At 60.1% G+C, this 19,807-nt stretch carries 22 protein-coding genes; 8 read left to right on the top strand and 14 right to left on the bottom strand.

Features of this window, described 5'->3' with window-relative positions:
- Positions 1–37 precede the first annotated feature (37 nt).
- Positions 38–1,339, bottom strand: coding sequence for a M16 family metallopeptidase (locus tag ACP7E0_RS11580; protein ID WP_426125029.1), 1,302 nt, complete (start codon positions 1,337–1,339; stop codon positions 38–40).
- 16 nt (positions 1,340–1,355) lie between these two features.
- The gene (gene thrC, locus ACP7E0_RS11575) at positions 1,356–2,762 is read right to left on the bottom strand and encodes a threonine synthase (protein WP_426125028.1); all 1,407 of its coding nucleotides are present in this window, start codon (positions 2,760–2,762) and stop codon (positions 1,356–1,358) included.
- A 384-nt stretch (positions 2,763–3,146) separates the two neighbouring features.
- On the opposite strand from thrC, the gene ACP7E0_RS11570 reads away from it, so the two are divergent.
- A complete protein-coding gene (locus ACP7E0_RS11570; RefSeq protein WP_426125026.1) occupies positions 3,147–3,701 on the top strand; it encodes a hypothetical protein in 555 nt (184 codons plus the stop codon).
- A 156-nt stretch (positions 3,702–3,857) separates the two neighbouring features.
- On the opposite strand, the gene ACP7E0_RS11565 is transcribed toward ACP7E0_RS11570, so the two are convergent.
- The 3 genes from ACP7E0_RS11565 to ACP7E0_RS11555 form a co-directional block, all read right to left on the bottom strand.
- Positions 3,858–4,118 carry a hypothetical protein gene (locus ACP7E0_RS11565; RefSeq protein WP_426125025.1) on the bottom strand — a complete coding sequence of 87 codons (261 nt, stop codon included), beginning with the start codon at positions 4,116–4,118 and terminating at the stop codon, positions 3,858–3,860.
- A gap of 33 nt (positions 4,119–4,151) precedes the next feature.
- Entirely contained in the window at positions 4,152–4,547 is a 396-nt protein-coding gene (locus tag ACP7E0_RS11560) for a PIN domain-containing protein (RefSeq protein ID WP_426125023.1), read from the bottom strand.
- A 187-nt stretch (positions 4,548–4,734) separates the two neighbouring features.
- Positions 4,735–5,430, bottom strand: a complete 696-nt coding sequence (locus tag ACP7E0_RS11555) for an HAD family hydrolase (protein ID WP_426125022.1) — start codon at positions 5,428–5,430, stop codon at positions 4,735–4,737.
- Between the two features lie 211 nt (positions 5,431–5,641).
- Between ACP7E0_RS11555 and ACP7E0_RS11550 the strand changes: the two genes are divergently transcribed.
- A complete protein-coding gene (locus ACP7E0_RS11550; RefSeq protein WP_426125020.1) occupies positions 5,642–6,073 on the top strand; it encodes a DUF1284 domain-containing protein in 432 nt (143 codons plus the stop codon).
- Here the strand turns inward: ACP7E0_RS11550 and ACP7E0_RS11545 are convergent.
- A complete protein-coding gene (locus ACP7E0_RS11545) occupies positions 6,032–6,760 on the bottom strand; it encodes an ArsR/SmtB family transcription factor (RefSeq protein ID WP_426125018.1) in 729 nt (242 codons plus the stop codon). The genes ACP7E0_RS11550 and ACP7E0_RS11545 overlap by 42 nt on opposite strands.
- 117 nt (positions 6,761–6,877) lie before the next feature.
- Between ACP7E0_RS11545 and ACP7E0_RS11540 the strand changes: the two genes are divergently transcribed.
- Together ACP7E0_RS11540 and ACP7E0_RS11535 are read left to right on the top strand one after the other, a co-directional pair.
- A complete protein-coding gene (locus tag ACP7E0_RS11540; protein WP_426125016.1) occupies positions 6,878–7,207 on the top strand; it encodes an NIPSNAP family protein in 330 nt (109 codons plus the stop codon).
- Positions 7,204–7,569 carry an antibiotic biosynthesis monooxygenase family protein gene (locus ACP7E0_RS11535; protein WP_426125014.1) on the top strand — a complete coding sequence of 122 codons (366 nt, stop codon included), beginning with the start codon at positions 7,204–7,206 and terminating at the stop codon, positions 7,567–7,569. Before ACP7E0_RS11540 ends, ACP7E0_RS11535 begins: the two co-directional genes overlap by 4 nt.
- Here the strand turns inward: ACP7E0_RS11535 and ACP7E0_RS11530 are convergent.
- From ACP7E0_RS11530 to ACP7E0_RS11520, 3 genes are read right to left on the bottom strand one after another with little or no spacing between them, the layout of a single operon-like run.
- Positions 7,481–7,846 carry a DUF86 domain-containing protein gene (locus ACP7E0_RS11530; RefSeq protein WP_426125012.1) on the bottom strand — a complete coding sequence of 122 codons (366 nt, stop codon included), beginning with the start codon at positions 7,844–7,846 and terminating at the stop codon, positions 7,481–7,483. The genes ACP7E0_RS11535 and ACP7E0_RS11530 overlap by 89 nt on opposite strands.
- The gene (locus tag ACP7E0_RS11525) at positions 7,803–7,946 is read right to left on the bottom strand and encodes a HepT-like ribonuclease domain-containing protein (RefSeq protein ID WP_426125318.1); all 144 of its coding nucleotides are present in this window, start codon (positions 7,944–7,946) and stop codon (positions 7,803–7,805) included. Before ACP7E0_RS11525 ends, ACP7E0_RS11530 begins: the two co-directional genes overlap by 44 nt.
- A gap of 32 nt (positions 7,947–7,978) precedes the next feature.
- A complete protein-coding gene (locus tag ACP7E0_RS11520) occupies positions 7,979–8,275 on the bottom strand; it encodes a nucleotidyltransferase family protein (RefSeq protein WP_426125010.1) in 297 nt (98 codons plus the stop codon).
- Between the two features lie 141 nt (positions 8,276–8,416).
- Here ACP7E0_RS11520 and ACP7E0_RS11515 point away from each other — a divergent pair, with 141 nt between their 5' ends.
- Entirely contained in the window at positions 8,417–9,547 is a 1,131-nt protein-coding gene (locus ACP7E0_RS11515; protein ID WP_426125008.1) for a site-specific DNA-methyltransferase, read from the top strand.
- 55 nt (positions 9,548–9,602) lie between these two features.
- Here ACP7E0_RS11515 and ACP7E0_RS11510 read toward each other — a convergent pair whose 3' ends face one another.
- From ACP7E0_RS11510 to mutY, 4 genes are all read right to left on the bottom strand, one after another.
- Positions 9,603–9,803 carry a hypothetical protein gene (locus ACP7E0_RS11510; protein WP_426125006.1) on the bottom strand — a complete coding sequence of 67 codons (201 nt, stop codon included), beginning with the start codon at positions 9,801–9,803 and terminating at the stop codon, positions 9,603–9,605.
- 608 nt (positions 9,804–10,411) lie between these two features.
- Positions 10,412–10,768 (bottom strand): nuclear transport factor 2 family protein, encoded by a 357-nt coding sequence (locus ACP7E0_RS11505; protein WP_426125317.1) that lies wholly within the window; start codon positions 10,766–10,768, stop codon positions 10,412–10,414.
- A gap of 14 nt (positions 10,769–10,782) precedes the next feature.
- Positions 10,783–11,400 (bottom strand): HAD family hydrolase, encoded by a 618-nt coding sequence (locus tag ACP7E0_RS11500; RefSeq protein WP_426125004.1) that lies wholly within the window; start codon positions 11,398–11,400, stop codon positions 10,783–10,785.
- Positions 11,400–12,518, bottom strand: a complete 1,119-nt coding sequence (mutY, locus tag ACP7E0_RS11495) for an A/G-specific adenine glycosylase (RefSeq protein ID WP_426125002.1) — start codon at positions 12,516–12,518, stop codon at positions 11,400–11,402. The genes ACP7E0_RS11500 and mutY overlap by 1 nt, the downstream gene beginning before the upstream one ends.
- 82 nt (positions 12,519–12,600) lie before the next feature.
- On the opposite strand from mutY, the gene ACP7E0_RS11490 reads away from it, so the two are divergent.
- The 3 genes from ACP7E0_RS11490 (at position 12,601) to smc (ending at position 17,805) form a co-directional block, all read left to right on the top strand.
- The gene (locus ACP7E0_RS11490; protein WP_426125000.1) at positions 12,601–13,107 is read left to right on the top strand and encodes a DUF721 domain-containing protein; all 507 of its coding nucleotides are present in this window, start codon (positions 12,601–12,603) and stop codon (positions 13,105–13,107) included.
- A 123-nt stretch (positions 13,108–13,230) separates the two neighbouring features.
- Positions 13,231–14,160: a DsbA family protein gene (locus tag ACP7E0_RS11485; protein WP_426124998.1), complete on the top strand. Its 930-nt coding sequence runs from the start codon at positions 13,231–13,233 to the stop codon at positions 14,158–14,160.
- A 180-nt stretch (positions 14,161–14,340) separates the two neighbouring features.
- The gene (gene smc / locus ACP7E0_RS11480; protein WP_426124996.1) at positions 14,341–17,805 is read left to right on the top strand and encodes a chromosome segregation protein SMC; all 3,465 of its coding nucleotides are present in this window, start codon (positions 14,341–14,343) and stop codon (positions 17,803–17,805) included.
- A gap of 3 nt (positions 17,806–17,808) precedes the next feature.
- On the opposite strand, the gene ACP7E0_RS11475 is transcribed toward smc, so the two are convergent.
- A complete protein-coding gene (locus ACP7E0_RS11475; RefSeq protein WP_426124994.1) occupies positions 17,809–19,608 on the bottom strand; it encodes a caspase family protein in 1,800 nt (599 codons plus the stop codon).
- Positions 19,609–19,807 lie beyond the last annotated feature (199 nt).

The following is a 19,807-nucleotide window of genomic DNA, read 5'->3' as shown; positions in this document are numbered from 1 at the left end:
TCGACGAACGCCCGGAGGTCGCTCATACGAAAAAAAGCTAGCCGTTGGCAGCCCGAGCCCGGACAGCCTTGTTGGAAAGAGCGCCAAGGATATCGTCCATCGGCGCCAGCTTTTCGACCGGACCGATGGCCGAGAGTGTCGGCACGGTATCGAAGAACAGCCGGCCGGCAAGATCGGTCAGGCGCTCGACGGTGATGCCGGACAGGCGTTCCATCAGCTCCTCGTTGGGGATCGGGCGGCCGTAGAGCATCATCTGGCGGGCGATCTGGCCGGCACGCGCTGCCGGGCTTTCCTGGCCCATCAAAAGCTGGGCACGGATCTGCGCCCGGGCACGGTCGATTTCCTGCTGTTCGATGTTCATCGACGACTTGCGCAGTTCATCGATGATGACCGGCATCAGTTCCGGCAGGTTTTCGCCGCCGGTTGCCGCATGAACGCCGAAAATGCCGGTGTCGGAAAAGCCCCAATGGAAGGCATAGACCGAATAGCACAGACCGCGATGCTCGCGCACTTCCTGGAACAGCCGGGACGACATGCCGCCGCCGAGTATATTGGCAAGGATCTGCGAACAGTAGAAATCGCGGGCGTGATAGGCCTTACCCTCGAAGCCGAGCAGCACCTGCGCGTCCATCAGGTCGCGGCTTTCGCGCACATCGCCGCCGGTATAATGGGCGACATCGGCGACCGGAGATGCTGCCGGCTTTTGCGGCAGGCTGGAAAACCGGTCTTCAACCTGTCGCACAAAGCTATTATGATCGATCGCACCGGCCCCGACGACGAACATGCGATCGGTGGTGTAGTTGCGGTCGAGATAGGTGCGGATCTGCTGAGGTGTGAAGGACAAAACCGTGTCCGGCGTGCCCAGGATCGGGCGGCCGATCGTCTGGTTGGCAAAGGCGGTTTCGGCGAACTTGTCAAAGACGACATCGTCGGGCGTGTCGTTGGCGGCGCCGATTTCCTGCAGGATGACCTGCTTTTCGCGCTGCAGCTCGTCCTCGTCGAAAGAGGATTCCGTCAGGATGTCGGCGAGAATATCGACAGCGAGCGGAACATCGCCCTCTAGAATACGGGCGTAGTAGGAGGTGGTTTCCGTTGATGTTGCGGCGTTGACTTCGCCGCCGACATTTTCGATCTGTTCGGCAATATCGCGGGCTGTTCGCCGTGCGGTACCTTTAAACGCCATATGTTCCAGCAGATGGGCAATTCCGTGCTCGTCCGTGGTTTCATCGCGTGAACCGGATTTGATCCAGACCCCGAGGGCGACGCTTTCAAGATGCGGCATGTTCTCGGTGACGACCGTCAACCCGGATTGTAGCCGGGTGCACTCAACTTTCATCATACGTCTTTCTGCGTCCTTATTTCCGGATGCGGGCCCGCTCGTTGATAAAGGTTTCAACAGCTTTTAGCTCGGCGTCAAGAACGTCGAAACGCTCCTCCCTGACCATCAGATTAGCAAGCCACGTTGGAAGCGCCGGGTCAATACCACTGGCCGATTTTACTGCAGCCGGGAATTTCGCCGGATGCGCGGTGGCAAGCGTCACCATCGGCACGCTCGAGGTTTCATGCTTGTTGGCAACGAAGACGCCGATGGCCGTATGCGGGTCGAGAAGGTAGCCGGTGGTCTCCAGCGTCTTGGCGATGGTTTTGGCCACATCCTTCTCGGTGGCGCGGCCCGCGCGGAACACCTTGCGGATCGATTTCAGCGCATCGTCCTCGATTTCGAAGGAGCCGGACTGTTTTAGGTTGGCCATGGCGCCGCGCACCTTGGAGGCGTCGCGATCATAGACCTCAAACAGCAGCCGTTCGAAATTGGAAGAAATCTGGATGTCCATTGACGGCGAGGTGGTCGCCTTGACGTCGCGCATCTCGTAGCGGCCGGTCTCCAGCGTGCGGGCGACAATGTCGTTCTCGTTGGTGGCGACGACCAGCTTGTCGATCGGCAGGCCCATCTGGCGCGCCACGTAACCTGCAAAGATATCGCCGAAATTGCCGGTCGGAACCGTGAAGGAAACCATCCGGTCCGGGCCGCCGAGCGCCAACGCCGTGGTAAAATAATAGACGATCTGAGCCATGATGCGGGCCCAGTTGATCGAGTTGACGCCGGACAGCGCCACGCTGTCGCGGAATGCAACATCGTTGAACATTTCTTTGACGAGGCTCTGGCAGTCGTCGAAATTGCCGTTGATTGCCACCGCATGGACATTGCTGGCCGTCGATGTGGTCATCTGGCGCTGCTGCACCGGCGAGACCTTGCCATGTGGGAAGAGGATGAAGATGTCGGTGCGGTCACGCCCGGCAAAGGCGTCGATGGCAGCGCCGCCGGTATCGCCCGAGGTGGCGCCGACGATGGTGGCGCGCTCGTTGCGTTCGGTGAGCACATAATCCATCAGCCGCCCGAGCAGCTGCATCGCCACGTCCTTGAAGGCGAGCGTCGAGCCGTGGAAAAGCTCCATGATGAAGGCGTTCGGGCCGGTCTGGACAATCGGAGCGATCGCCGGATGACGGAAGGTCGCATAGGCTTCGTCGATCATCTCGCGGAACTTGTCGTCGGGGATTTCGCCGTCAATGAAGGGGGTGAGGACGGTAAACGCGATCTCCTGGTAGGATTTTCCGCGCATCGCCCGGATTTCCTTCTTGGTGAAGCTTGGCCATTCCGCCGGCAAATACAGGCCGCCGTCGCGGCCGAGACCAGCCAGAAGCGCATCGCAAAAACCCAGCGAAGGGGCTTCGCCCCGCGTCGAGATATACTTCACCGTGACCATCCTTCGTCGTCTGTTTGCTGCCGCAGACGTTGCGGCGGGAATTGAGCGGCACCCTACAGCGCCGCGCGTCATTTCGTGACGCGCAAAGGCCGCTGTAGCACTTGGTAGTCGAACCGGGTGGGAACCGCGGTTCTTTTTGCGTCAACCCTTGGCAAAGCTGACGGAAATATCGGACTTTCGTCTGTAACCGGCCAATTCAGCGCGTCCTGAAAAATTGGCGTTCCGGCTTCAGACTCCAATCGATTTTTCAATGCGTCGCTGCTATAGACCATCGCCAAGGGTCTTGAAAGGCTCAAGTTGCCGGGCTGAAAACCGAAAAATACCTTATTTTACGGTCAGTCACGCCTGCGGCATCACATTGTGCAAGGCAGGGGGTCAAGTCAGGTGTTTGGTAAAGTTTCCATCCGTCTTCTCGGAATTTCACTTCTCGTGGTCATCGCGGGCTGCAACAAAACAGACACAGGCGGCGCGATCGACGCCGGCGGCAGCGCCGCAGCGCCGACCCCTGCCGTCATCCAGGGCACGTGCCCGCAGGTCTATCTGCTCGATGGAACCGCCACCTACCGCAGCTACGCCAAGGGCGCCAAGGACGACCCGACCAAGATCGTCTATCAGGCGTCGCTCGCCGACACGACACGCCAATGCGTGCAGAACGAGAGCCAGCTGGTGATGACTGTTGTCGTGCAGGGTCGCGTCGTTGCCGGTCCCGCGGGTGGAGCGGGAACCGTCAACCTGCCGATCCGGGTTGCTGCGACCGACGGAAAGAACACGCTCTATTCGGAAGTGACGCAGTACCCAGTCGAAGTGCCGACGGGCATAGGCACCACCCAGTTCATCTTCACCAAGACCGACATCGCACTGCCCGGCGGCGCTGGCGACTTCGCCAAGATCTACGTCGGCTTCGACGAAGGCAAAGCTGCAGGCAAGAAGAAGAAATAAGCGGGATCTTTCGCCTAATTGAAAAAACCGGTGCGAGGTTTCGCGCCGGTTTTTTGTCTGGCGCAATCTCGTGTGCCTTACAGAGACGCATGGGAAATTTACTGTGCTTTGTTTCTCACTGCGGCGGCTGAGAGTTGCCTTTCGGGGTGAGCCTGCCTACGTCTTCGGCCCTAAGTCTTCGACGAGCTCATCGCCAGCATCGGGCTTTACATTCGGAGTGCAATCGAGGATGGCGAGAGCAGCATCAGCGTTTCCGCGATCAGCTCGTTTCTTCAGTTTCATGATCGCGCGGCGATGTCCGATTCCGTCGGCTATGAACGCCGATAGCAACTGGTTCAGCGATACATTGTCCTCAGCCGCAACCTGTTTTGCTTCTTCCATCACATGATCTGCAAGCCGCAAAGGATATGTGCTCATGTTGATCTCCTTTTCGTCACCTCGGCGACGAATTCACCTGCTCTGATAACTTTCAAACCGAATGCTTCGACCGCCGGATGCTGAAAATGCCTGTCGCTGCTGACAATGGTATCGGCGTTGGCGGCAAGAGCGCATTCTATATAGGTCGTCTTTGGGATCGTTCAGAAATGGCCTGAACCGAAACCAGGGAGACACCAATTTGGCGCGAGCGAAAACAGCATCGAGAACGGCATCGATTTCACTATGACTGAGCCACGCTTTTTCGCCTAAAATCCCGGGCCGTTTCAAAACATCTTCATATTCAAGCGCAACGGCGGGTGAAACGGAAAATGAAACGTCTCCGCTGATCATCTTGCGAACAAGGAGGTGCGAAGCCCCGTTTGCGGAGCGGAAAGCCGAAAGCATGACATTCGCATCAACGACGATCATTGCCTTATTCTGATATCATATGCGATATCGTGTAAAGCGACCCTCAGAAGCGGATGGGCGGCGGCGGCCAAGAAGAAGAGGGCTGATTGCGAGCCGCCAAAGGCCCTCACCAACAAATTCTAACATTGTGCTGAAGCTAAGATGTTGATTTTGTATCCTCTCCCGTAATGGGCGAGGTAAGGTCACCTCACGCCGTCAGCGTTTCCGACCAATCCGATAGCGCGGCGATGACGCCCGAGAGCGCGCTCATGCGCGAAATCACCGTTTCGGCGCCGGCTTCCGTCAACTTGTCTGCATGCGACGGATAGGTGTGCGATGCGCCGGTGAAGCCGACGACGCGCATGCCGGCGGCGATGGCGCCGTGGATGCCGTGGACGGAATCCTCGATCACCAGAACGCGCGACGGATGGACGCCGAACTGCTTTGCGCCGTGCAGGAAAATGTCCGGCTTCGGCTTGACCTTGTCTTCGCCGAGATCGCGGGCGGAATAGATATGCTTGCCGAAATGATCCTTGATGCCGACCTTGGCCAGCATCGAGGAGAGCCGCGCCGAAGTCGAGTTCGAGCAGATGCAATGCGGCAGCTTGATCTGCGTCAGCATGGGCTTGACGCCGTCGATGATGTTGAGGTCATCAGCCAGCCGCTTGTCGAGGATGGTTTCAACCTTGGTCAGCATCGAGGCTGAAAACGGGATATCGGCTTCCTTCTCGATGGCAAGCAATGTGTTGTGCCAGGTCATGCCGGCAAAGCGTTCGGCCATTTCCTCGGTGCTGATCGGATAGCCCGATTCCGTCAGAAGCTCGGCTTCGACTTCGCTGGCGATGATTTCTGAATCGACGAGAACGCCGTCGCAGTCGAAGATGATGAGATCAATGCTGGTCATGCCGGGAGAATCCTTCGGGGAGATGCTGGCCGTTTACACGATGCCGCCTCAAAGCTCAACTGCGCGAAGCGGGTAGCTGGTATGCTCGGGGAGCGTTTCGATGTCAGAAGCGGTTGGCCGTTAGAAAAAGACGAACATGTTGTGCAGAGGTGGCAGGCGGGTTAGGGAGTTTAGCTATAGCTCCCGTTCTGATCCACCGTCCAAGGCCTTCATGACCGTCCGCCTGCGCCCGCATCATCTGCTTTGCATGCTGACTTTCGTCGGCGAAGGCTACACTGAAGCCTTCATCGACAACTACATGCGCATCGCCGCCCGTCTTTCTGCGGGCGAGGATATTTTGGTGGTCGAGGGGCCGGACGATATCTGCGCGCCGATGCTTGGCGAACCGGATAGGCACTGTCTTAACGAGAGCGTGACCGATCGGGATATGAAGGCGAGTGAAGCCGTAGAGGCACTGCTCAAGATGCCTGCCGGTCCGGGCGCTTCGATCACTCCCGGCGCAGATTTTCTGCAGCGGATACGTGCGGCGTTTGGTGATGGTTCGATCAGGGAAGCTTGCCAGCGTTGCGAATGGTCGCCGCTCTGCACCGGTATTGCCGGTTCAGGCTTCGACGGTGTCGTCGTGACGGCGCTCGACCGCTGACGGTGCAGGCAGGGGAAAGAGCTTTGCGAATTCCTTCTCGCCGGTGCCGGTGAAGCGAACGGCCCGGCTGTCGGGCTCGCGTTTGGCCCAGCCCTTGTCGAGAAACAGCGTCAGCAAGGCCTGGCCGAGCGAGCCGGACAGATGCGAGCGGCGCTCGCTCCAGTCGAGGCAGGCACGGCAGAGCGGGCGGCGCAATCGTGTTAGTGCCGGAAGATCAATGCCGAGCGTGGTCATCCTGTCTTCGCCGGATGGCGTCAAATGCAGCTTGTCGCCGACGCCGGCGATCACTTCTTCCGCCACCAGACTGTCGAGCATGCGAACGCCATAATCGCCCGCCAGGTGATTGTAGCAGACGCGGGCTTTGCGCAGTGCCGGGTCCTTGGGGCCGGTGCGATGGCGGGTAAAGCCACGATAGGCGGCAAAGCCCATCAGGCCCTCGATCATCAGTCCGACATCGTCATCGGCAAGGGTGAAATAGCGGTGGCGCCCCTGTTTTCGCTGTGTGATCAGGCCGCCGGCTTCCAGCTTCGACAGGTGGGAACTCGCCGTCTGCAGGGTGATGCCAGCTGTCCCGGCAAGCTCGGTCGCCGTCAACGCCTTGCCGCCTGTCAGCGCGGTCAGCATGTTGGCGCGGGCGGGATCGCCGATCAGCGATCCGATCTGGGCAATATCTGGACCTTCCTTCATGCCCGGATGTTAACCGCGGCACCGAACCTCGGCAAGGCCTCATGCTTCGATCGTCATCGAAGCATCCGGTGCTTTGAAACTGGCACAAAGGGACATCCGCAACCCAAGGAGAGACCCATGATCACCTGTTTTATCCGCTACGAAATCGATCCGTTCAAGCGCGAGGAGTTTGCCACTTATGCCCGCAATTGGGGACAAGCGATCCCGCGCAACGGCGCCGACCTGATCGGCTATTTCGCACCCCATGAGGGCTCGGCCACCACAGCCTATGCCGCCTATCATATCGAGAGCCTCGCCGCCTACGAAGCCTATCGTGCACGCCTTGCCTCCGATCCGCTCGGCGTCGAAAACTATCAGTTTGCCAGGAAGGAACGGTTCATCCATAGGGAAGACCGGATTTTTCTCAAGAACGTCTCGGCGCCACATGCAGAAGCGGTGTCGTTTTGATCGCCGTCATCTTCGAGGTGACGCCAGCCGATGACCGGCGCAGCGCCTATCTCGATCTTGCAGCCCAACTTCACGCCAGGCTCAACGAGATCGACGGGTTCCTGTCGATCGAGCGGTTCGAAAGCCTGAAATTGCCGGGCAAGATCCTTTCCTTGTCGTTTTGGCGCGACGAGGCGGCGATCGCCACCTGGCGCAACGGCCGGGAACATCGCGCCGCCCAGCAGGCCGGCCGCAACGGCACTTTCGCAGACTATCGCCTGCGCATCGCCAGCGTTATCCGCGACTATGGCATGTCAGAGCGGGACGAGGCGCCACAGGACAGCCGGGTATTTCATGATATGCCGAAAGCCCAGGTGCGATAGGCATGCCCAGCCGGGAATTATCCGAAGAGAGCAGCCTTGAAAGTTGCTTTCTTCTGGCGAGATGGCGCGGCAGGTTGAATTTTTCGTTCAGTGCTAGGACCGCCTCTTTCAGAGCAGGCAGTTCATCTATCACGACGCCCGAGATAATCCTGTCGGACAATCCGTGATACTCATGTCGAAGAACATTGCCGATTGTGCGAACCTGAGGCCAGGGTACTTCCGGCCGGATTGCCTTAACGTCGTCGGGGGGCCCGGCTCGCTTCGGATATGATTTCAATGGCCCGCTGCACGGCGTGCTTGAGAAGCCAGTCGCCCTGATAGTTTTCGAACGTTTTACCGGCGGTAGCCCGCTCGATACCGGTGATCGCGTTAAGCATATCGCCAAGTGCATGACGAAACTCCCGCACCATCAAAATACCTGTACGGCGGACTGTTCGATTCCCGATTTCAGCATCGGATGCAGTCCGTCCCGGGTTGTGATGTCAACGGGTATGGACAACTGCGTTTCCAAGAAAAGTTTAATACCGATCAGGTCAAAGGCATTAAATTTGCTGGCCTGATCGTAGTCGATGAACAGGTCGAGATCGCTGGCGGTAGACGCGGCGTCTCGAGCCGTCGAGCCGAACAGAAAAAGTGCCGTGGCACCCATGCCGCGAACAGTGTCGGCCTGCTCCTGCAGTCTTTCTATCGCGTGGCTTCGGTCCATAAAAACACGATACCGCATCGGTGCAGGAGTTTTTACCCTGCTGTATCATTTCGCAAATTTTCCGCGCCCTTCAGCATTTGGTAACCAAGTTCGGTAACCATAAGGGCAATCAGTTCCGAGTAAGCGTAGGTGCGAGTGTCCATGTCATCAGTTGTTTCGTTGGCCGAAATCTCCCGCGGCGTCAGCCCTGCAGGCTGGCTCGATTCCATCATCAAAGGCGATTGCGTCGCCGCTCTTGAGGCGCTTCCCGACAACTCCGTCGACGTCGTCTTCGCCGACCCGCCATACAACCTCCAGCTTGGCGGTTCGCTGCACCGGCCGGACCAGTCGCTGGTCGACGCGGTCGATGACGAATGGGACCAGTTCGTGTCCTTCGAGGCCTATGACGCCTTCACCCGCGCTTGGCTGCTCGCCTGCCGTCGCGTGCTGAAGCCGACCGGAACGCTCTGGGTCATCGGATCCTACCACAACATCTTCCGCGTCGGCGCCACCCTGCAGGACCTGAATTTCTGGATCCTCAACGACATCATCTGGCGCAAGACCAACCCGATGCCGAACTTCAAGGGCCGCCGGTTCCAGAACGCCCATGAGACGCTGATATGGGCAAGCCCCAGCGCCAAGGGCAAGGGCTATACGTTCAACTACGATGCCCTGAAGGCGTCGAACGACGACGTGCAGATGCGCTCCGACTGGCTGTTCCCGATCTGCTCGGGCGGCGAGCGGCTGAAGGGCGACGACGGCAAGAAGGCGCATCCGACCCAGAAGCCGGAAGCTCTGCTTGCCCGTATCCTGATGGCCTCGACCAAGCCGGGCGAAATCGTGCTCGATCCGTTCTTCGGCTCCGGCACCACGGGGGCGGTTGCCAAGCGCCTCGGCCGCCATTTCGTCGGTATCGAACGCGAGCAGGCCTATATCGACGCGGCATCCGAGCGGATTGCTGCCGTCGAGCCGCTCGGCAAGGCAACCCTGTCGGTGATGACCGGCAAGAAGGCTGAACCGCGCGTCGCCTTCAACACGCTGATCGAAAGCGGCATGATCAATCCCGGCACGGTATTGACCGACGCCAAGCGCCGCTACAGCGCCATCGTGCGCGCCGACGGAACGGTGGCAAGCGGCGGCGATGCCGGCTCGATCCACCGCCTTGGCGCCAAGGTGCAAGGGTTGGACGCCTGCAACGGCTGGACCTTCTGGCATTATGACGACGGCACGTCGCTGAAGCCGATCGACGACCTGCGCGCCGTGATCCGTAGCGGCATGGCCAAGATCAACTGATCAACTGCCGGCCAAGGGAGTATCAAACGCCGCGATCCGCAAGGGTGCGCGGCGTTTACGATTTCCCGGCCGGCTCCATGAGAACCTCGAAACAATTGGCACAGTAGCCGAACGGATAGCCGGTGGTCTGCCAAGGCTCGACCGGTTGCTCGCAGCAAATGCAGTGGATGACCCAGCGGGCAGGGCATTCCGAGTTCATATCTGCCGCAGTGTGCCCGGCCTTGGCTGTTTTCCAGATGTCGCTGTTCTCGCTCATGTGCGCTGCCTTTCCTGTCGGCAGACAGGACGAATTTCTGAAAAGATGAGTTTCAAAATAGTGGAGGATTTTTGGAGATGTGAGTCGGCATGCTGTTGCCGACCGTGCCTGTTGCCGTCAAGAAAATCCAGAGAAACAGGACCTGAAATCAGCGGAGACAAAGCTGCCTTTTAGAACAATTTAACCATCTTCCGGGTAGTTTGACCAGGAGCAAGGACGACCGTGTGATCAACCACGCGAGGCGCGCGGGCAGGCCCGTAAATTGCTTGGCGGCGTGGCATCAAGCCATTCCGTTCACAGATAGTTTTCGACCGGTTTAGTACCTTCAGTCCCGGAAGAAGACTTAAACGCCCAGGACCCGCGATGGTCCTGGGCGTTTCTGTTTCCGGTGCCACAAAGCTCAGATGGTCCCTGCCGGCAGGCTTTTATCCACGTGCGGTTGGCTGAATGTCCAAGGGATGAAGTCGTGGCATGTGGTGACGTCATTGGTGCCATTGGAATGCGAGCCTCGTTCCATGCTGGATTCTGAGTGCTCATCATGCCGCCGGCAACGTGAATGACAGCTGAACCGGAACTGTCCCCCGGCATCCTGCACCAGGAAACGAGCCTCAGAAATCAGTGACATCGACATTGGTGACCTTGCCTTGATCATTGAAGGTGATGGTTTCCTCACCCTGGCGGACAAGAGGTTCTCCGGTTGCGGTACTGGTGGCGCGCAGGCTCCAGACCGCCCGGGCCGCGAGCGGGGAGACTTGTTCGACTAGGCTGTCTTCGGCAATCTGGTCGGGATATTCGGCAAAATAGCGCCGGAACGCCGTCATGATGTCGGCGCGTCCCGTAAGACCGCCGACTTTGCCCGACGAATAGGTTGCGTCATCGGCGAAGAAATCTTCGATGGCCTTGAAATCGAGATCGCTGATCGCTGCATGGAAGCGCTCGGTAGCGGCTGCGGGATCGAAAGGAATGATGATGCTCGCCGTCATACCGTCAGCCCATAGGCGAGAAGGTCAGACTGAAGCGTCTGCGGATCGGTGAAGTGCACAGCATGCCATCCGGCGGCGCGAGCGCCTTCGACATTGGGCATGCTGTCGTCGATGAACAGCGTTGCCGCAGGATCAAGGCCGAACGTCTTCGTATGCGTCTGATAGATCGCCACGTCCGGCTTGATCAGCCGGATATCGCCGGAAACGGTGACGCCGCGCGGCAGTGTCAGGAAGGGAAACAGCTTCTGCGCTTCCTTGAATGTGTCAGACGCAAAATTGGTCAGCATGGTCACGTCATAGCCCTTGGCGATCAGGCTTTCCATGATCGAGACGCATTCGACATAGGCGTGCGGCACCATCTCGTGCCAGTATTTGCGGAAGGCGCGGATGCTGTCGGCATGATCAGGATGCTGCGCGATCAAAAACTCTTCCGCCTCGCGCCAGCCGCGGCCGCGATCCTGCTCGATGTTCCAGTCATGGGTGCAGACATTGGCGAAGAACCACTTGCGTTCGGCATCGTCGGGAATGATTCGGGAAAACGGGATATGCGGATCGTAATGAATCAGCACCCTGCCGATGTCGAAGACGATGTGGCGGATTTCGACGCTGCTCATCAGCTGTTCCTTAGGTTTTTTGGGCTGCCCAGGCCGTCTTTGAAAGCGTGCGGTATAGCCTGGGCGATTGCTTTTTTCATGACGGTCGGCAGAGCCTGGGCCTCGAGCGAGGCGAGCGGCTCCCACCAGCCGTTTCCTGTTTTGTTCTCATTCGCGACCTTGGCCCGATAGACCGACAAGCGCAACTCAAAATGCGTAAAAACATGTGTGATTGTTCCGCAGGGTTCCCACGGCGCGGCAAAAGGTTGGGAGGAAATCGTGTTGTCGCCGTCGATGCGCGAGGTCCATGGTGTGCCCGGAACCTCCGTCATGCCGCCGAGCAGGCCGGTTTCGCCGCGCTTCTGTAGATAGACCGCCCCATCGACACCGCTGGCGACGAAGGCGGCACCGACACGCAACGGCTTGTCCTTCTTCGGTGCCTTGCGCGGAAAGGTCTCCGGGTCGGCCCTCTTCAAGGCCAGACAGTTTTCGTTCAGCGGACAGAGCGCACAGGCCGGCCGTTTCGGCGTGCAGATCGTCGCGCCGAGATCCATCATCCCTTGCGCGAAATCGCCGGGCCGGTCCGCCGGCGTCATCTCTGCCACCAGTGCCCGCATCTGCGGCTTTGCTGATGGAAGCGGCGTCTCGATCGCGTGCAGCCGCGAGATCACCCGCTCGACATTGCCATCGAGAACGGCGCTTTGCTTATTGAAGGCGATGGCAGAGACGGCGGCGGCGGTATAGTCGCCAATGCCCGGCAGTGCCTTCAATCCGTCCTCGGTATCGGGAAACACGCCGGAATGCTCGCGCGCCACGGCCTCGGCGCATTTCTTCAGGTTTCTCGCGCGGGCATAGTAGCCAAGGCCCGCCCAGGCCTTCATCACTTCCTCGGTATCGGCAGACGCAAGGTCGCTCACCTTCGGCCAGAGCGCCAGGAACTTGTGGAAATAGGGTTTGACCGCCTGCACGGTGGTCTGCTGCAGCATCACCTCCGACAGCCAGACGTGATAGGGGTCTGCGACCACGCCATCGCGTGCCATCGGCGGCGAGACGCGCCAGGGCAGGTCGCGATGATGCCGGTCGTACCAGGAGAGAAGCCGTTTGGCCGCATCGGCCGATTTCATTGTCTGCTGCATCATTTGCCGGAAGGTTGGTTGGGGTCTATCATTGGGGGAGTGTTCGCCATCCTTCAAGGCGGAATCGGAACCTGAAAGATATCTGTTGAAACAACCTTATACCCGCAAGGGCGGCCGTCAGATCAGCGAGATCGCCAATGGCATGATCGATCCGGTGCTTGCCAAGCGCGCCGGTATCAACACGCTGTTGCTCGGTTCCTGGGATGAGATCGCCGGCGAGGACTTTGCCGATTGCACCCGCCCGGAAAAGATCGCCTGGCCGCGCCGTGCCTCCGAGATGACCGGCGAGGGAGGCTATCAGCCGGGCGTGCTGACGATTGCCTGCGAAGGCGCGCGCGCGCTGTTCCTCACCCATGCGCAGGGCGAATTGATCCAGCGGATCAACGGCTTCTTCGGTTTTCCGGCGATCAGCCAGATGCGCATCGTGCAGAAACCGGTCTCGGCCCCGCCAAAACCCTATCGCAAACCCAAGCCCTTGACCGGCGAGCGGGCCCGGCATCTGGAGACGCTGGTCGATGGCATCGAGAATGATGCCCTGAAGGCGGCGCTGACCCGGCTTGGCACAGCGGTGCTTGCGCCGCGAAAAAAATGAACGCGATCATCAGCCGGTCACAATTGTTTGAACGTTGGTGAGCAACAGCCCCTTGTCGCCTTGAACAAGGCAAGTTATCGAATTTTCGACCGTTTTCGTTTATCCCCTTACACAGGTGAAACCATGTCCCTTTCTGAACTGAGCCCTTTCAAGCGCCTCCTGAGCGGCGTTGCCGTGGCTGCCATTGCTGTGACGCTCGCCGCCTGCAGCGACGAGAAGAAGTATGCGGCTGCAAGCGCGCCTGCGACAGAAAGCACCGACACGGCAGCCAAGACCGAAGTCAAGCCTGCTGACGGCGGCTCCATGATGTCTTCTGCCACGGCGATGAAGCCGGCCGACGGTGGTTCGATGATGGCCGCCAATACAGCCATGAAGCCGGTCGATAGCACGACGACATCCTCCACCATGTCTTCGGCTGCAACGCCGGCAACGGCTGAGGCCGGCCAGACGCAGGTGGCGCAGGCCGCAGTGCCCGCAGCCAAGGTCGAGGTTCCGCAGTCGGAAGGCGAAGTCGATATTGCCAAGCTGATGGCTCCGGGCCCGCTGCCGGAAATGTCGATCGGCAAGGCCGACGCCAAGGTGACGATCGTCGAGTACATGTCGATGACCTGCCCGCATTGCGCCCGTTTCCACAACGAAACCTATGACGCTATCAAGGCCAAGTATGTCGATAGCGGCCAGGTCCGCTTCGTTGTGCGCGAATTCCCGTTCGATCCGCGTGCGGCTGCCGCCTTCATGCTGGCGCGCTGCGCGCCGGAAGGTCAGTATTTCCCGATGATCTCGATGCTGTTCAAGCAGCAGGAACAGTGGGCTGCCGCGCCGAATGGCCGCGACGCGTTGCTGCAGATGTCGAAACTCGCCGGTTTTACACAGGAGAGCTTCGAGGCCTGCTTGACGAACCAGAAACTTCTGGATGATGTGCAGGCAACGATGCAGAAGGGCGACAAGGATTTCGGCGTCAAGGCCACCCCCACCTTCTTCGTCAATGGCAAGAAGTATTCCGGAGAAATGTCGGTTGACACCATGTCGGCCCTTATCGACTCAATGCTCTAATCCCCAGCGTTTTGACAAAACCGCCGACGGGCGCCTCAGTGCGCCCGTTTTTTTGTACCTCCCCCTTGAGGGGGGAGGTCGCGCGAATGCGCGGGTGGGGGTGACCCATTGGGTATCGCGAAAGATCACCCCACGCCGGACCTTCGGTCCGACCCTCCCCCTCAAGGGGAGGGTGACAATATGAAATTCAACAAACTTCGCCTTCTCGGTTTCAAGTCCTTCGTCGAACCTTCCGAATTCGTCATCGAGCGCGGGCTGACCGGGGTTGTCGGACCGAACGGCTGTGGCAAGTCCAATCTGGTTGAAGCGTTGCGCTGGGTAATGGGCGAGAATTCCTACAAGAACATGCGTGCGTCCGGCATGGACGACGTGATCTTTTCCGGCTCCGGCCATCGGCCCGCCCGCAACACGGCCGAAGTCGGCCTTTATCTCGATAATTCCGATCGCACCGCGCCCGCCGCCTTCAACGATAGCGACGAGATCCAGGTGACGCGGCGGATCGAGCGGGAGAACGGCTCGGTCTACCGCATCAACGGCAAGGAAGCCCGCGCCAAGGATGTGCAGCTGTTGTTTGCCGATGCCTCGACCGGCGCGCGTTCGCCGTCGATGGTGGGCCAAGGCCGGATCGGCGAGCTGATCGCCGCCAAGCCCCAGGCACGGCGCCAGCTGCTCGAAGAAGCCGCCGGCATTTCCGGCCTGCATTCGCGCCGCCACGAGGCGGAACTGCGCCTGAAGGGTGCTGAGACCAATCTCGAGCGGCTGGAGGATGTGACCTCGCAGCTCGAAAGCCAGATCGAAAGCCTGAAGCGCCAGTCGCGCCAGGCCAATCGCTTCAAGATGCTGTCGGCCGATATCCGCCGCCACGAGGCGATGCTTTTGCATATCCGCTGGGTGCAGGCCAAGGAAGCTGAAGGCGAAGCCGACAGCCAGCTGAACCAGGCGACATCGCTGGTGGCCGAAAAGGCGCAAGCGCAGATGGAAGCGGCAAAAGCGCAGGCGGTCGCAAGCCTAAAACTGCCGGAACTGCGCGAAGCCGAGGCCCGGGCGGCCGCTGCCCTGCAGCGCCTGCAGATCGCCAAGTCGCAGCTCGAGGAAGACGCTGGCCGCATTCTGCTCCGCCGCGACGAGTTGCAGCGCCGCCTGTCGCAACTGCGCGAGGATATCGTCCGCGACGAGCGTCTGGTCGCTGATAATGCCGGTATTCTCGCCCGTCTCGACGAGGAAGAAACAGAGCTTGCCGACATGCTGGCCGAGGCGGGCGAGCGGGCCGAGGAAGCCCGCGAAAGGCTTGCCGATGCGAGCGAGAAACTGTCCGAAAGCGAACGGCAGCTCGGCCTGCTGACCGCCGAGAAGGCGGAAGCCCAGGCATCGCGCAACCAGCTCGAAAAGACCATTCGCGATCTGACCGAGCGGCAGGCACGTCTTGCCCGCCAGCTGTCCGACCAGAACCGTGACCTCGACGAACTCGACCGGCAGATTTCGACACTTCCGGATCCGGCCGAAAAGCAGGAAGAGGTCGAAGCTGCCGAATCCGCCCTTGAGCAGGCGGAAAATGCCGTTGCCGATATCGAAGAGGCGCTGGCTGTTGCCCGGCAAGTCGAAATCGCAGCCCGCCCATCCGTCGATGCTGCCCGATCGCAGGTCAACGGTATCGAAACCGAAGCCCGCACTATCCGGCGCATGCTGGATGCATCGGCGGTGCAGGGGGCAGCGCCGCCCGTCGTTGATGACATGAAGGTCGATCGCGGTTTCGAGACGGCGCTGGGTGCCGCACTTGGTGAAGACCTGGAATCGCCGCTCGATCCCGGTGCACCCGCCCATTGGCGCGCGCCCGGCGATGCGTCGGATGATCCGCAATTGCCTGATGGCGCCATATCGCTGACGCAGCATGTGCGTGCGCCAAAAACGCTGGATCGCGGCCTGCGCCAGATTGGCATTGTCGACAGCGACGCCACGGCGGAGCGCCTGCTGCCGCTGTTGAAGGCCGGACAAAGGCTGGTCACCCGCGACGGTGCCGTCTGGCGCTGGGACGGTCATGTCACCGGTGCGGATGCGCCAAGTGCCGCAGCGCTGCGTCTGGCCCAGAAGAACCGCCTTGCCGAACTCGAAGGCGAACTCACGGATGCCCGCGATCAGCTGGCAGCGCGCGAAGCCGAGCTTGCGGCCGCTACCGCCCGTATCCGCAGTGAAGACGAACGCCTGCGGCTGTCGCGCGAGACCCAGCGCATGGTGGTGCGCAAGCTCGCCGAAGCCCGCGACGCGTTGGCGGCGGCCGAGCGTGCATCCGGTGATCTCGTCCGCCGCCGCGCCGTCCTTGCCGAAACCTCGAGCCAGCTGGCGCTGCAGGTCGAAGAGATTAGCGAGCAGATGGAAGCCGGCCGCGAGGCGCTGGAAAATGCCCCAGACGTTGCCGGGCTGGAACTGAAGCTGAACAGCCAGATGACCATGGTTGCCACTGACCGGGCGCTGGTGGCGGAAGCCCGCGCCATCAATGATGGCCTTGCCCGCGAAAACGAAGCCCGCGAACGCCGTATTCGCGCCATCGCAGCTGAGCGGCAAACCTGGAATACGAGGGCAGCGAGCGCGCAGGAGCATATCGAGACCCTGCGTGAGCGCGAAAGCGAGGCACGCGAGGAAGTCGAGGAACTGCTCGAAGCCCCCGATGAGTTCGACGAAAAGCGCCGGGCGCTGATGAACGAACTGTCGAAGGCCGAAGAAGCGCGCCGCGAGGCGGCGGACGTACTGACTGTCGCCGAAACCCGCCAGCGCGATGCCGACCGGATCGCCGTCACCGCGTTGTCGGAACTGGCAGAGACGCGGGAAAAGCGCGGTCGCGCCGAGGAACGGCTTGTTTCCGCCCGCGAAAAGCGCCTCGAAGGCGAAGCCCGTATCCGCGAAGTGCTTCACTGCGCCCCACATGAGGTGATGCGGCTGACCGGCCTTGCCGTCGATGCCGAGCTTCCGGATGTCCGCCAGATCGAGCGCGAGCTTGACCGCCTGAAGATCGAGCGCGAGCGGCTGGGCGCCGTCAACCTGCGGGCCGAGGAAGAGCAGAAAGAGCTTTCCGACAAGCTCGACGCCATGCTGAAGGAGCGCGAGGACATCATCGATGCGATCCGCAAGCTGCGCTCGGCGATCCAGAATCTCAACCGCGAAGGCCGCGAACGCCTGCTTGCCGCCTTCGACATCGTCAATGTCCAGTTCCAGCGTCTGTTCACCCACCTGTTCGGCGGCGGCACGGCCGAACTGCAGCTGATCGAGAGCGACGATCCGCTCGACGCCGGCCTTGAAATCCTCGCCCGTCCGCCGGGTAAGAAGCCGCAGACGATGACGCTGCTGTCGGGCGGCGAACAGGCGCTGACGGCGATGGCACTGATCTTTGCGGTGTTCCTCACCAATCCGGCGCCGATCTGCGTGCTGGACGAAGTCGATGCGCCGCTCGACGACCACAATGTCGAGCGCTACTGCAACCTGATGGACGAAATGGCTGCCTCGACCGAGACCCGTTTCGTCATCATCACTCACAATCCGATCACCATGGCCCGCATGAACCGCCTGTTCGGCGTCACCATGGCCGAACAGGGCGTTTCCCAGCTCGTTTCCGTCGATCTGCAGACGGCCGAGCAGCTGCGCGAGGCGGTGTAGTCCTCACTCCAGTTCCAGGACAAAAGAGTAGGTGCCGTCGCTGTCTCCCATGTCGTCCCAGGAGTCGACATATTGCGTCTTCGTATCCGCCTTTCCCTGCCTGTGAGCGTAGTATATGGCGTAGTCGTCACCGGGTTTATCTTCGTTCGGCATGTCCCTATACCATTTTGAATAGGTCATCGGTTCGCCGTTCTCCCACTTCCAGCCGCCGCGTGGCTCTTTGCCCGACGGATCCTGGATGAGGCCGATCCAAGCGCCCATCTTGTAGGAAACAGGGCCCCTGGGATCGTAGCCCATCAGAAACAGTCGCGGGTCTTTATTGAGAAGCGACGCGATGAAGTTGTTTTCCGCCTCCGAGGTGATCGTTGCGATATAGCCGCCGCAGCGTTCGGAAATGGCAGCGGCCGATTTCCGATTGATCAGGCCGCCGCGCATAAGGACGTAGAGATGTCCGTTGAATGAACCGTAGCTCATTTCATAGTAAGGATAGCAGGTGACTGCCTTCAGAACGCGCGGATCGGTTTCGAGCCCTTCGAAATCTTTGGGATTGTATGTGCGTGCCAGCGGCGAGGAGTACAGGCCGTTCCCATAGGCTTGCACCGCCATTCCGAGGCTCTTGGCCGTCTCTTCGTCGAAATATCCGGAATTGGCGACGCCGATGGACTTCTGATAGTTGGCGAGCGCCTGCCGCGTCTGTTGGCCGAAAGCACCGTCCGGTTCGCCGGCGGCAAAGCCCCGCCCGATGAGCGCCACTTGGATCTCTTGCCGTAGGGATTTGCTCAATCCCAATCCGGCTTCACGCGTTTCGGCATTGGTACCGCTGCCCTGTGCCGGGCCTGGCAACAACTGAGACAGCAATTGCCGCGCAAGAATCGCCTGCTCGCCCATTTGGTGTTTTTTGAGGAAAAGCCCCCAGATGCGCGGCGTATTGATCCGCAACGCCTTGCGAAAATCCGCCTCGGCCTTGATCATCTTAGGCTCGATCGCCGGCGTGATGACTGGTGCCTGCTCCTCTTTCGGCAAAGAGGTGTTGAAATAGAACTCCAATGCCAGCGAGGACAGTATCTGCGGTGACTGCTTGCCATCCGTTACGTCGCGGATGACCCGCTTGAAGGCGGTGCCGATTTCCAGCCCGGGTCCTGCGAGATGGCTGATCAGGGCCGTGGTGAAGGGCGAATTCTCACCGCTCCCGTCAGACGCGACCTGCCCAGGCGCCGCAGCGAACGCCACCATGGAACCCGCGCTCTCTGTTTCGACGGGCGCCAGTCCGCGTGTCGCGATGCTTCTGGTCGCACCTTCGATCTCTTGATTGAGACGGTTGGCGAGCGGATTGTTGCGGCAAGCATCGAGAAAGAAGAGGGCAATCTTTGACTTTTTCTCAATTGCCGCGATGACATCGGCAAGCGCCAGCGTCTCGGCTGCGACGTCGAATTCGCTCGCCAGCCGCGCATCTGTGGCGACCAAATAGTTCTCGCCGCGAAGCTGCATGCCGTGACCGGCGAAATAGAATAGCGCCACATCGTCCATGTTGATCTTGCGGACAAAGAGTGACACCGCCTCCGCCAGATGGCTGCGATCGGCGTCGATCACGACATCGGCGTCAAACCCGCGAGCGGACAGAAACGTTCCGAAATCGCGCGCATCGCTGACTGCGTTGGGTAGCGTGCCGGCGGCTTCGTATTGTCCATTTCCGATGACCAGTGCGATCCTTTTTCCCGTTTCTGCCGCGGTCGCGTCGAGAGGCGCGGCAAAAGCGAGAACCAGCAGATACAGGCATAGCAGGCACATTCTCGTCGTGATCACTCCCGGCTATCACTGATTGGAACGCGTGGTGTGGCAGAAAAATTCGAAGCACTCTTCGAGGCGGCTCAAGTCTGGATATATCCATCTTGATTATAAATATTAGCATTGGCTAAGTGATGCGCAAAGACGGTAGAGGGGTTACCCGGACACAATCCATTGGCGTAGCAAGTCGGTAAGGGAATCTTTCATATCTGGGCGC

Source organism: Pararhizobium sp. PWRC1-1 (assembly GCF_049897905.1).
Taxonomy (GTDB): Bacteria; Pseudomonadota; Alphaproteobacteria; order Rhizobiales; family Rhizobiaceae; genus Pararhizobium.
The sequence above is the reverse complement of the archived record's forward strand: the minus strand, read 5'-3'. Positions and strand labels throughout refer to the sequence as shown.

What these genes read in the sequence shown, in the direction of transcription:
- ACP7E0_RS11510 (WP_426125006.1), bottom strand. Translation starts at nt 9,803, where the DNA reads ATGAGCGAGAACAGCGACATCTGGAAAACAGCCAAGGCCGGGCACACT.
- ACP7E0_RS11555 (WP_426125022.1), bottom strand. Translation starts at nt 5,430, where the DNA reads ATGACCAGCATTGATCTCATCATCTTCGACTGCGACGGCGTTCTCGTC.
- ACP7E0_RS11540 (WP_426125016.1), top strand. Translation starts at nt 6,878, where the DNA reads ATGATCACCTGTTTTATCCGCTACGAAATCGATCCGTTCAAGCGCGAG.
- ACP7E0_RS11520 (WP_426125010.1), bottom strand. Translation starts at nt 8,275, where the DNA reads ATGGACCGAAGCCACGCGATAGAAAGACTGCAGGAGCAGGCCGACACT.
- ACP7E0_RS11560 (WP_426125023.1), bottom strand. Translation starts at nt 4,547, where the DNA reads ATGATCGTCGTTGATGCGAATGTCATGCTTTCGGCTTTCCGCTCCGCA.
- mutY (WP_426125002.1), bottom strand. Translation starts at nt 12,518, where the DNA reads ATGATGCAGCAGACAATGAAATCGGCCGATGCGGCCAAACGGCTTCTC.
- ACP7E0_RS11565 (WP_426125025.1), bottom strand. Translation starts at nt 4,118, where the DNA reads ATGAGCACATATCCTTTGCGGCTTGCAGATCATGTGATGGAAGAAGCA.
- ACP7E0_RS11550 (WP_426125020.1), top strand. Translation starts at nt 5,642, where the DNA reads ATGACCGTCCGCCTGCGCCCGCATCATCTGCTTTGCATGCTGACTTTC.
- ACP7E0_RS11525 (WP_426125318.1), bottom strand. Translation starts at nt 7,946, where the DNA reads ATGCTTAACGCGATCACCGGTATCGAGCGGGCTACCGCCGGTAAAACG.
- thrC (WP_426125028.1), bottom strand. Translation starts at nt 2,762, where the DNA reads ATGGTCACGGTGAAGTATATCTCGACGCGGGGCGAAGCCCCTTCGCTG.
- ACP7E0_RS11515 (WP_426125008.1), top strand. Translation starts at nt 8,417, where the DNA reads ATGTCATCAGTTGTTTCGTTGGCCGAAATCTCCCGCGGCGTCAGCCCT.
- ACP7E0_RS11485 (WP_426124998.1), top strand. Translation starts at nt 13,231, where the DNA reads ATGTCCCTTTCTGAACTGAGCCCTTTCAAGCGCCTCCTGAGCGGCGTT.
- ACP7E0_RS11545 (WP_426125018.1), bottom strand. Translation starts at nt 6,760, where the DNA reads ATGAAGGAAGGTCCAGATATTGCCCAGATCGGATCGCTGATCGGCGAT.
- ACP7E0_RS11500 (WP_426125004.1), bottom strand. Translation starts at nt 11,400, where the DNA reads ATGAGCAGCGTCGAAATCCGCCACATCGTCTTCGACATCGGCAGGGTG.
- smc (WP_426124996.1), top strand. Translation starts at nt 14,341, where the DNA reads ATGAAATTCAACAAACTTCGCCTTCTCGGTTTCAAGTCCTTCGTCGAA.
- ACP7E0_RS11580 (WP_426125029.1), bottom strand. Translation starts at nt 1,339, where the DNA reads ATGATGAAAGTTGAGTGCACCCGGCTACAATCCGGGTTGACGGTCGTC.